The following is an 11,777-nucleotide window of genomic DNA, read 5'->3' as shown; positions in this document are numbered from 1 at the left end:
ATAAAAAGGTATCTAAAGTATTTGACAAATCTCTTGAATTTATTGCATCTAATTTGGAAGATGACAATCGTACTATAAAGTCATTGAGACAAATGAATCAAGATACCAAGTTATCTCATTATAGAATAAGGAAGTATTTGTCAGATTTAAAAGATAGCGGTTTAATTATAAGAAAGAAACAAAGATTGCTGCTTAATGTTGATGCAGGTAATTTGTTTGGCTAACAAAACATGGAAAAAAATCTTGATGATCAATGCAAAGTAATAGAGTTGGTTCAAGATAGTGAAAGTAAATGAAGTTGAAATTTTGGTTAAGTCAATAGGTTGAGTTGGCTAAAGCAATAAGTGGGGGTGTAACAATGAATCTGGGTTGTGGTTGGCGGTGATGTTCTGTGAATTATTGTGATTTCGTTTAAATTGTTAGCAGTGAGGTTTGGATTTTTAGGCAGGCTAGGAAATAGGCTATAAGGAGTTTCGAGCAAAACTAAAAGGACTTAGCTGTTATAAGGGAGATATAACATTAAGATTGATAGCTAGGGTGGTAAGTTTATTGTAAAGGATACTGATGATAAGAATGTTGAGGTTGATGTATCTAAAAGGTATAGCATTAAGTGCAGTAAGTAGGGCATTTAGTACTTTAATAATAGCAATAAGAAATACTGTTGATAGTGGGGGAAAGAAGGTAAATGAAACACTATCAACAATTAAATAAGAAGATAAGTAGGAGAATCAACAATTAGTAGACAATAATAGATAATTATAGATAAAAATTAGTAAAAAAAATAAAGAAGTTTAAGCGAAACACTTTTCTTGTTTTTTATTGGGGGGCATACAGGGAAGATGTTTTTTGTGAGATTAAGTTATTTCAATATATTTTTTATTAAGCATTCATTTATCATGTGTGCATTTTATTAGTTTTTCATTTATTTATTTTTCTTTCGTTTTTTTGTTTTAGTAATGTTTATAAAAAGAGAAACGACAACTCTTTTTATTTTAGAGGAAATATAATAGCTATATTCTAAAGGGAGAGAATAACTTTTCTTAGAAGTGAGAAGAAGATCTTATTGGGAAGATTTTATGTAGAATATCTTATTTATGAGATTTGATTTAGAGAGATGGAGTTTTTAATACAATGAAGCAAGAAGATCAGGCATCCTAAGCCTCAGCTAGTGTATGACAATAAAAAATATCTATTTTAATTAAACATCTTAATCTATTTTTTATTTCTTTATTTAGCATTCATTTATTATGTGTGTATATCATTTATTGATTTTTTTTACGTTTTTTCTGTTGAAGTAAAGTTGATAGAAAGAGAAGAAGAGACTCAATAAAAAAGATAAAAGAGACTCAATAAAAAAGAGAAGGGAACTTATAAAAAGAGAAGAAAGGAATGATAAAAGAAGAAAAAGAAGAGAAGGAAGTATGTATTCTGAGTAACTTTTTTTAGAAGGAAGATGAGATTAGTGAGGAGAGCTTATTTAGATGAGATTCTTTAGAAGGGCTTATTTAGATGAGCTAGTGAGGAAAGGGAAGAGAAGGGAGCTTTAAATAATGAGGATTTAAAGATGGGGGGGTTTTTAAAGAGTTGATTAAGGAGGGAAAATTATGATGAGAGGAATTAGAGGAATAAAAGATGAAGAAGGAATTAGAGGGGGTAGTGGGAAGATGAAGAAGGTTATCAAAAGAAGTTTGCTTATTATTATGATTTTGGGAGTTATGGGATGTGGACAACAAGGACAGGAACCAGGGAAACAGAATGGCGTTGGGAGTGGGATAAGTGGGGCAATGATGGACTTAGGTAGGAGTGCTGAGAATGCTTTTTATGCTTTTTTGGAGTTGATTTCGGATGTATTGGGTTTTACTGCTAAAGTAGATACAAAGAAGGATGAGGTAGGAGCATATTTTAGCAGTCTAGGGAATAAGCTTGGAAAAGCATCAGACGAGTTGGAAGAAATAGCAAAAAAAACAGGAGCAGGTATTGATAAAAGTGCTTCATCAAATAAGATACTTAGAGAAGTTGTTAATGCAGCTAAGCTTACTTTAAGCGTATTAAAAGAGCATTTAGATTCTTTCAAAGATATAGGTGACGCTAACAAGATAGTTGATGTAACAAGTAACCAACAAGGAGTAACAGTAAATACGGATGCATTAAAGAAGGTGTATCAGGCATTGAAAGGGATAGTAACAGCATCTATTACAGAAGGTGTTGTAGAACCTAAAAAAAGTAATGTAGCAATAGCTACTGCAAACGTAGGAGGAAGTGATGCAAAGAATGGAGCTAAAGTTTTAGCTACAGGTGCTGCAGGAGCAGCGGCGGGATTGAATAGTATCAGCAGTGAGTGGGGAAGAAATATTAGCATCTATTGTTAAATCAGGAGAAAGTGATGCATCAGTAGGAGCTAATGCAACTGCAGATACGAGTGCAATTTCTTTTGCTAAAGGAGGTCAGGCAGCGAATTTAGCACAAGATGCAGCGTTAGCAGGTGCAGTGAGTGGAGGAATAGCACTACGTGCATTGGTTAAAGGAGGTAAATTAGCTTCGCATAGTACAAATAGTGATGAAAAAGCAGTACAATCAGCAGGAATAAGTGCAGTAAATAAACTATTAGTAGCAGTAGAAGATATAATTAAAAAGACAGTGAAGAATGTTCTTGAGAAAGTAAAACAAGAAGTAGATAAAGCAAGAGCAACAAAACCAGCAGTTTTAGAGTCAAATCAGTAATAAAAGAGATATTTTAAATTAAAGAAGACACTTCTTTTGTTTTCTATGGGGGACTAGAGAAGATGTTTTCTTTTTAAATTAGATTCTATTCTTAGGTTCTATTCTATAGATAGAATATTTGTACTATAGGTTTTAATATTACGAATACTATTTATAAGTACAAATTTTATTTGTAATGAATTTATATTTACAAAAAATTTGGTTATACTTTTATTTAAGTTTTACTTTTATGGAAGTTAAAGATAACTTTAAGCTTTATGCGCGTTTTATATTTCCATCATTGATTAATTATGCAAGAGATCTACACAGGTATCAGCGTTAGAACCAAATAAGAAGTAATAAATTTTCTTTTAATTTATAGTTTTGAAAATTATTTAAAGGAAACATTTCTTTTTGTCTTTTTTAGACATACAGGGAGATGTCTTCTTGTTATATTTCGTTGATTTTAATGTATTTCTTTTTTATTTTTATTAAGCATTCATTTATCATGTGTGAATATCGTTTATTGAGTTTTCTTTAGTTTTTTTTATTGGAGTAATTTTAAAAAGAGAAAGGAAAGGAATCTTTTAAAAGGAGAGGATAACTTTTTTAGAAGTTAGAAGAGCTTAGTGAGAGATTAAAGATAGAAAAGAGAAGGGGAGTTTTAAATAATAAATGGATTTAAGGATAGGGGAATTTTTTTAAAGAGAGAGAATAAGGAGGGAAAAAGATGATGAGAGGAATTAGAGAGAAAAACGATGATTACTATAAGAGAGGGGTTAGTGGGAAGATGAGAATCGTTAAACAAATTATTATATTCAGTTTAGTTTTGTTTATGGGATGTAATAATGGAATAGCGGAGCTAGAAAAGGGGAATGAATTTTTAAGTTCTATTGCGAATTTAGGTAAAGGATTTTTGGATATTTTTGTGACATTTGGGGATATGGTGAGTGGGACATTGGGGATAAAAGCGGATACTAAGAAGAGTGAAATAGTGAAGTATTTTAGTGATATTGAAAAGACTATAGTATTAGTGAAGGAGAAGTTGCAAGGAGAAGTGGCAAAGAATGGGAATTATGAAAAAGTTAAAGCAGTTGTTGATAAGTTTATTACTGATACATTAGACAAAATTGCAGAAGGAGCCAAGGAAGCAGCAAAAGGTGCTACAGGTGTTGATGCTATTGGTGGTGCTTCTACTTCTGGACCAGGATGCTGCACCAGCAGATTCTGCAAGTGTAAATGCACTAGTTAAAGGAATAAGAGGAATAGTTGGAGTAGTATTAGAGGGTAAAGGTGATCCAAATGCTACGAAGACCAAAGATGACCAGCAAAAAACAATTGGTAAGTTATTCGATGGTACCAAAGCTAATAGTACTGATGCAGAGGCTGCAGCCGCAAGTGCGTCAATAGGAACAGTAACTGGTTCTGATATTTTGCAAGCTATAATTAAATCTACCGAAAATCCTTCTGTTGATGTTGCAAATGGTATTGAAAAGACTAAAGATGCAGCAGAGATTGCGATTGCTCCGGCTGTTGCTGGTAAGCAGGAAATTAAAGAAGTAACAGCAAAAAAAGATTCAGTTATTGCAGCAGGAATAACACTAAGAGCAATGGCCAAGGGTGGTAAATTTGCGGCTAAGAATGAAGAAAAATCAGCTCATGCAGTCAATGGAGTAGCAGCAAGTGCAATAAACAAAGTATTGAGTACATTAACAATAGCGATTAGGAATACAGTAGATGAAGGATTGAAAGAGATTAATAGGGTATTAGGAGAAGTTAAACAAGGAGAGGGTTCTACTAGTAAAGTTAATGAATAGGTGAATTATTTGTATAATATTTTTCTGAAAAAAGGAGATAAGAGAGCTTTATGGCTCTCTTGTTGTGTTCATTGAATAGATATATTAGTTAAAGATGGTAAATTAGCTGCTACGGGTGAAGAGAAATCTGAACATGCAGTAAATGGTGTATCGGTAAGTTCAGTTGGTAAAGCACTAAGTACACCAATAATAGCGATAAGAAACACTGTTGACAGTGGATTAAAAATATAAATGAAGTTTTATCTAAGTTTCAACAAGAAGATAAGACAGCAGATACTGTAACTAGTGGACAACAATAAATAATTAAAATAATTGTTGACAAAAATTAGTAAAGTAAAAAAGTTCTTTAAAGGAAGCACTTCTCTTGTTCTTTGTTTGGGTCTAGAGGGAGATGTTTTCTTGTTAGATTTTATTGATTTAGTATATTTTTTGTCTTTTTTTTAAGCATTCATTTATCATGTGTGAATATCATTTATTCATTTTTCTGTCGTTTTTTCTGTTGAAGTAAAGTTGATAAAAAGAGCAAGAAGGACTCTTTAAAGGATGAAGGAAGGAATCTTATAAAGAAGAGAAGGAAGTATGTATTCTGAGTAACTTTTTTTAGGAGTAAGGAGAGCTTAGAGAGGAAAGGGAAGAGAAGGGAGCTTTAAATAAGAGGATTTAAAGATTGGGGGGAATAAAGAGTTGATTAAGGAGGGAAAATTATGATGAGAGGAATTAGAGATATGAAAACTAAAGAAGAAATGAGAGGGGGTAGTGGGAAGATGAGAGGAGTGATCAAGAGAAGTTTGGTTATTATGATGGTTATGGGAGTGATGGGAAGTAGGAAAAGAGAAAGGGAAAAGTTTAAATGAGGTGTTGATTGACGTTGGAAGGAGTGCAGAGAATGTTTTTTATTCTTTTTTGGAGTTAGTTTCTGGGACTTTGGGTTTTACTGTTACTAAGGATACGAAGAAGAGTGAAGTGGGGATATATTTTATCAATATAGGTAAGAAAATTGCATCTGCATCAGAAGAATTAGAGCAAGTAGCAGTAAAAGCAACGGCATATATTGATAAAGATAGTATATTAAATAAGACCCATTAGAAGTGCAGTTGATTCAGCTAAGAAGACATTAGAAGTATTAAGAGGACATTTAGATTCTTTAAAGGATATAGGTGATAGTGATAAGGTAGGTGTGGCAGTTTCTCAAAACCAGGGAGTAGCAGTAGCTGAGCCTGAATTAAAGAAAGCATATAATGCATTTAAAGGAATAGTGGACACATCAGTGGGATTAGGAGTTGATAGATTGAAAGAGAGTAATGTAACATTGGCTCAAGCCTCAATAGGTGTGGCTAATCCGGAAAATGGAGCCAAGGTCTTGGCAGCAGGTGTTAATGCAGGAGCAGCAGTGGGAGATAAAGCTGCATTAATAGTATCAGCGGTGAGAGGAGAAGAAATGTTAGAGTCTATCGTTAAATCAGCAGAAGATAAAGCTGTGAAAATAGAAGCGAATGCAACTGCAGATACAACTCCATTGGAATTTGCAGTAGGGGGAACAGCAGCTAATGTAGCTAATGCTAATGCTAAAGCAGCAGCGGTAGCAGGAGGAATAGCATTGAGATCATTAGTTAAAGGAGGTAAATTAGCTGCACATGATAATAACGATGACAAAGCAGTACAATCAGCAGGAGTAAGTTCAGTAAATAAATTGTTAGTATCATTGGAAGATATAGTTAGGAAGACAGTAAAGAATGTTCTTGAGAATGTAAAGCAAGAAGTAGATAAGGCACGAGTTCCAAAAGCAGAAGTTTAGAAATAAGATAGATATTTAGATTAATTACTTAGAAGTTAGAGTGGAAGGCAATCTTAGCGATAAGTTTAATTTGCCTTCTATTATTTTAAGGAAAAGGTGTGTATTAGGGTAATTTATATACTAAATCGGATATGGGGAAATATTAAAGACAGTTAAAAAAGCTGTAGAGGGGATTAAGAATAAGCTTAATAAAATTGTTGCTGACATGAAGAGTGAAGGGAATCCGAATGCTGGGGGAGTAGAGAGTGCAGTAAAGAAAATAGTTAGTGAGACGCTTGATAAGATAATAGAGGGAGCTAAGACTGTTAGTGAGGCTATTGGTGATGCTAGTGAGCCAATTGGAAATGTTGCTGCTGCTTCTTCTGGAGGTACTGTTGGGGATGTTGATAAATTAGTACAGGGAATAGGGGTATAGTAGATGTGATACTTAAAGGCGTAGGAGATTCTGAAGCTGGTGATAATAAAAAGGCTGAAGATGGTAATAGCGCAAAGGGGGGTAACGATGATTCAGGCAAGCTTTTTGCTAGTGACAATGCCGCGGTGCTAATGCTTCTGCAAAGAAGTCAGCAGCGGATGTGGCTAAGGCGGTTGGAGCGGTAACTGGGGCTGATATATTATAAGTCATGATTAAAAGTAGTGATGCTGTTGCGTTAGCTAAAAATAGTGTGGCTAATGGTAATGTTGCTAATGCTAAGAAAGATGCGATTGTAGCAGGAGGTGTTGCATTAAGAGCGATGGCAAAAGGTGGTAAATTTGCTAATGCTAGTGATAATGATAATGATGGGGTTATTGCTACTGCAATTAAAGGAGCAGCTGTAAGTGCGGTAACTAAGGTATTAGATACATTAACTATAGCGATAAGGAAGACAGTCGATTTGGAACTTGAAATTATAGAAGTAGTACTGGAAGAAGGCAATGCTGAGGCTGGAGATGGTAAAGAAGCTGATGCTCTTGGAGCAAGGGGTGCTAATGTTGGTGATGCAGGAAAGTTATTTGGTAATACTGGCAATGATGGTGCTGTTGATTCTTCAGATAATGCAAAGAAGGCAGGTGCTGATGCATCTAAAGCAATTGGTGCAGTAACTGGTGCTGATATATTGCAAGCTATTTCTTCTAAAGGTAATGGTGATGCAGCTAAGTTAGCTAAGCATAATGTTACTGCTCAAGTTACTGGTGTTGCTTTTGATGTTAAAGATGCGGTTATAACAGGAGGAATAGCATTAAGGGCCATGGCTAAGGGAGGTAAATTTGCTAATGAGAAGGATGCTGCTAATAATGATGTTGTTACTGTAGTTAAAGGAGCAGCAGTAAGTGCAGTAACTAAAGCATTAGATACGTTAACTATTGCGATAAGAAAAACAATAGATTTGGGACTGAATGAAGTTAAAGAGGCAATGAAAATTAATACTAATGATATTCCTGTAATTTCTGATAAGACAACTCCTAAAGCTTAATTTAATAACAAGAGAAATAAATATATAGTTAAATTTAGGAAAACTTTTCTCTGTATGAGAGTTGTTTTCCTTTTTTTATTTATTCATTTTTCTTTCGTTTTTTCTGTTGGAGTAAAGTTGATAGAAAGAGAAAGAAGGACTCTTTAAAGAAGATGAAGAGAAGGGAACTTATAAAAAGAGAAGGAAGGAATGATAAGAGAAGAAAAAGAAGAGAAGTTAAAAAGAAGAGAAGGAAGTATGTATTCTGAGTAACTTTTTTTAGAAGGAAGATGAGATTAGTGAGGAGAGCTTATTTAGATGAGATTATGTAGAAGGGCTTATTTAGATGAGCTAGTGAGGGAAGGGAAGAGAAGGGAGCTTTAAATAAGAGGATTTAAAGATTGGGGGGAATTAAAGAGTTGTTAAGGAGGGAAAATTATGATGAGAGATATTAGAGAGATAAACGTTAATTACTATAAGAGCGGGGGTATTGGGAAGATGAAGAAGATTATCAAGAGAAGTTTGATTATTATTATGATGGTGGGAATAATAGGATGTAATAGTGGTGGATCAGGAGGTGGTAATGGCTCTGGGGGAAAGACACAAGATGGAAAGGGGAAAGAAGGCATTGTTACTAGGAGTGATGGAAGTCGTTTGGATTTAAATGTCATTAGTGAGAAGATAAAGAGTGCTGTTGCATTTGTTGAGAGTGTTAAAGAAGTTCATGTTTTAGTTAAGTCGGTTGATGAGCTGGCTAAGGCTATAGGAAAAAAAATTAAAGATGACGGTACTCTTGATACTCTTAATAATAAAAATGGATCGTTACTAGCAGGTGCGTTTCAAGTAATACTGACTGTAGAAACTAAGTTGAAAGAGTTAGAGAAAAAAACCGGACTTTTTGATGAGCTTAAGGCAAAGATTACTAATGTTAAGGGTGAAGTTACTGGACTTGTGAATAAATTGAAAGGTGGGCATGCTGAGCTTGGTATTGAAGGAGCTACTGATGAAAATGCTAAAAAAGCTATAGATCGAGTAGGTAAGGCTGATGGAGATAAAGGAGTTGCAGAACTTATTAAACTTAACACAGCAATTGATGAGTTGTTAAAGGCTGCTAATAAAGAAGTAGAGTCTGCAATTATAGAACTTACTCCTCTTCCTGCTAAGGCGGCTTCTGCTTAACTTTTTAATTAAGGTATAATAAAATTAATTTTTAATTAGTAAGTAATTGTAAAGATAAATTCAATTGAGAGATAGGTAGCTAAGAGGAATAGTTCTCTTAGCTTTTGTTTTTGTTGGGGGAGGATAAATTGTGCTAGTGGTTAGGTTGGGGGTATAATTAAATTATAGATTTTAGATGAGTATTGTAGATACGTGAATTTGATGCATTTAGCGTATGTTCATTTTATAATTGTATTTTCTTAGTTATTGATTCATTTAATTTGTATATAGATTAATATATAAAATGAATAAAAAATTAAGAAAATACAATTATAAAATAATTAAAAATTTAAAAAATGATAAATAAATGCTATAACATAGTTTAACAATAGAAGAGAGTTTATTCCTTAACTCTCTTCGCTACTTCTTTACATAATTTATTATCTTCTCTTTCTTATACAAGTAGAATGAGTGTTGCTGCTAATGCAGGTAGGAGAAATTTTCAAAAAGAGTTGATTAAGGAGGGAAAAAGAGATGAGAGGGGGTAGCAGGAAGATGAAGAAGATTATCAAGAGAAGTTTGATTATTATGATGATTTTGGGAATTATGGGATGTAATAATGGAGTAGCGGAGCTAGAAAAGAAGAATGAGTTTTTACAGTCTTTAGTTAGTTTGGGAAATGATTTTATCAGTGTTTTTGCTTCTTTTGGCGATATTGTTGGGAGTGTATTAGGGTTTAATTTGGAGAGTAAGAAATCGGATGTGGGGAAATATTTTAAGACGGTGCAGGATACTGTGCAAGGGACAAAGGATAGGCTTAATAAGATTGTGAGTGATATGAAAAAAGAGGGGAATCCGAATGCGGCGGGAGTAGAGAGTGCAGTAAATAAATTAGTTAGTGAGACACTTGATAAGATAATAGAGGGCTCAAGTGAAGCTTTAAAGGGTGCTGTTGGAGATGTTCCAATAGCTAATGTTGCTGCACCTGGTGGTGGTGCTGGATCTGCTGCTGGTTCTGATGCAGTTAAGTTTCTTAGTGAGGGAATTAAAAAAATTGTAGATGTGGTGCTTAAAGAAGGTAAGCGTGATGCTGGGGATAATAAAAAAGCTGAAGATGGTAATGCAAGAACTGCAAACAATGTTGGTGAAGGTGAAGCGGGTAAATTATTTGCTGCTGCTAATGCTGGTACTTCTGATAATGCCAAAAAGGCAGCAAGAGATGCATTAAAAGCAGTGGGGGCCGTAACTGGTGCTGATATCTTGCGAGCTATTTCTGAAGGTTATGAGGGTGAATCAGCTAAATTAGCTAAAGAAACAACTGGTAATGCTGCTACTCCTAGGGATGCAGTTATAGCAGGAGGTATGGCGTTAAGAGCGATGGCGAAGGATGGTAAATTTGCTAATTCTAGTGAGGCTGATGCTCAAGGGATTATTGCTACCACAATTAAAGGAACAGCAACAAGTTCAGTGACTAAAGCATTAGATACATTAACAATATCAATAAGAAAAACAATTGATACAGGATTTCAAGCAGTTAAAGAAGCAATGAAAATTAATCCTGAAAATACTCCTGTAAATACAGAGTCTGGTATTGCTATTAAATAGATATAAATAAAGATATAAAAAATTAGATAATAAAGTTATTTAAGGAAAAACTTCTCTTTCTATTAGGGAGTTGTTTTCCTTTTTTGTATTTTGGTTATGCTATGAAAGATAAGGCAATTATCTGCTCGCAATAACTAAGAATAAATATCAGTGTTTTCACATCTTTTGGCGATATTGTTGGGAGTGTGTTGGGATTGAATTTGGAGAGTAAGAAATCGGATGTGGGGAAATATTTTAAGACTGTTCAGGATACTGTGCAAGGGACAAAGGATAGGCTTAATAAGATTGTGAGTGATATGAAAAAAGAGGGGAATCCGAATGCGGCGGGAGTAGAGAGTGCAGTAAATAAATTAGTTAGTGAGACACTTGATAAGATAATAGAGGGAGCTAAGATTGCTAGTGATGCTATTGGTACTGATGGTGATGAACTAATTGGTAATGTTGCTGCTGGTGGTAATGCTGGTGCTGGTAATGGTGTTAAGGGTGATAATGTTGATAGTCTAGTGAAGGGAATTAAAGATATTGTAGATGTTGTACTTAAAGGCAAAGGTAAATATGATGCTGGTAATAGTAAAAAAGCTGAGGATTTTTCTGCTGAAAGAACTGCTCAAGCTGCTAATGGTGAGGCAGGAAAATTATTTGCTGCTGATGCAGATGCTGCTGCTAATGCAAAGAAGTCAGCGGCAGATGCAGCAAAAGCAGTTGGAGCAGTAACTGGTGTTGATATACTGCAAGCTATATCTAAAGATGATGGTGCTGCTAAATTAGCGAAAAATAATGATGGTAATGCTGGTGCTGTCCCTAAAGATGCAACTATAGCAGGAGGTATTGCATTGAGAGCAATGGCTAAGAATGGTAAATTTGCGAATGCTAATGCTGCTGATGCTACTAATGCTAATGTTGCTATTTCAATTCAAGGAACATCAATAAGTGCAGTTACTAAGGCATTAGATATATTAACAGTAGCAATAAGAAAAACTATTGGTTCAGGACTTCAGGCAGTTAAGGAAGCAATGAAAATTAATCCTGAAAATACTCCTTTAACTACAGAGTCTGGTACTGCTATTAAATAGATATAAATAAATTAGATAATAAAGTTATTTAAGGGAAACACTTTTTTCTTTCTGTAGGAGAATTGTTTTCCTTTTAGTATATCTTATTAAACGTTTATCGTTTCTTAATTTAACAGAATAATTTCAATTTGTATATCATTGATTTTTATTTACTAAGATTATGCTTGTAGTGATGATGGGATGTAATAGCTTGAAT

At 34.2% G+C, this 11,777-nt stretch carries 5 protein-coding genes and 8 pseudogenes; all 13 read left to right on the top strand.

All coding sequences use genetic code 11. The features are described from left to right. Positions 1-224 (top strand): replication/maintenance protein RepL (locus U881_RS10440; RefSeq protein WP_038363222.1); only part of this gene is annotated, 224 nt, incomplete at its 5' end. Positions 225-603: 379 nt separating this feature from the next. Further along, positions 604-711: pseudogene (locus U881_RS13680) on the top strand (variable large family protein); the annotation flags it as partial. A gap of 953 nt (positions 712-1,664) precedes the next feature. Further along, positions 1,665-2,721 (top strand): annotated as a pseudogene (locus U881_RS10435) (variable large family protein). 769 nt (positions 2,722-3,490) lie between these two features. Continuing rightward, positions 3,491-4,517: pseudogene (locus U881_RS10430) on the top strand (variable large family protein). An 84-nt stretch (positions 4,518-4,601) separates the two neighbouring features. Next, a pseudogene (locus U881_RS12170) lies at positions 4,602-4,816 on the top strand (variable large family protein); the annotation flags it as partial. Positions 4,817-5,242: 426 nt separating this feature from the next. Next, positions 5,243-6,312 (top strand): annotated as a pseudogene (locus tag U881_RS10425) (variable large family protein). A gap of 124 nt (positions 6,313-6,436) precedes the next feature. Continuing rightward, entirely contained in the window at positions 6,437-6,727 is a 291-nt protein-coding gene (locus tag U881_RS13840) for a variable large family protein (RefSeq protein WP_200861709.1), read from the top strand. Between the two features lie 5 nt (positions 6,728-6,732). After that, on the top strand, positions 6,733-6,912 hold the full coding sequence (locus U881_RS13835) for a hypothetical protein (RefSeq protein ID WP_024653004.1): 180 nt from the start codon (positions 6,733-6,735) through the stop codon (positions 6,910-6,912). After that, a pseudogene (locus U881_RS13830) lies at positions 6,888-7,139 on the top strand (variable large family protein); the annotation flags it as partial. The gene U881_RS13835 and the pseudogene U881_RS13830, both read left to right, overlap by 25 nt. A 60-nt stretch (positions 7,140-7,199) precedes the next feature. Further along, positions 7,200-7,766: pseudogene (locus U881_RS10415) on the top strand (variable large family protein); the annotation flags it as partial. Positions 7,767-8,183: 417 nt separating this feature from the next. After that, positions 8,184-8,924 (top strand): Vsp/OspC family lipoprotein, encoded by a 741-nt coding sequence (locus U881_RS0101315; RefSeq protein WP_235048111.1) that lies wholly within the window; start codon positions 8,184-8,186, stop codon positions 8,922-8,924. A 534-nt stretch (positions 8,925-9,458) separates the two neighbouring features. Further along, a complete protein-coding gene (locus U881_RS0101305) occupies positions 9,459-10,508 on the top strand; it encodes a variable large family protein (protein WP_038363228.1) in 1,050 nt (349 codons plus the stop codon). Between the two features lie 146 nt (positions 10,509-10,654). Beyond that, a pseudogene (locus U881_RS10410) lies at positions 10,655-11,581 on the top strand (variable large family protein); the annotation flags it as partial. Positions 11,582-11,777 lie beyond the last annotated feature (196 nt).

This window comes from Borrelia persica No12, from assembly GCF_000500045.1.
Classification (GTDB): domain Bacteria; phylum Spirochaetota; class Spirochaetia; order Borreliales; family Borreliaceae; genus Borrelia; species Borrelia persica.
This window is presented reverse-complemented; position numbering and strand designations above follow the sequence as displayed.

What these genes read in the sequence shown, in the direction of transcription:
- U881_RS0101315 (WP_235048111.1), top strand. Translation starts at nt 8,184, where the DNA reads ATGATGAGAGATATTAGAGAGATAAACGTTAATTACTATAAGAGCGGG.
- U881_RS0101305 (WP_038363228.1), top strand. Translation starts at nt 9,459, where the DNA reads ATGAAGAAGATTATCAAGAGAAGTTTGATTATTATGATGATTTTGGGA.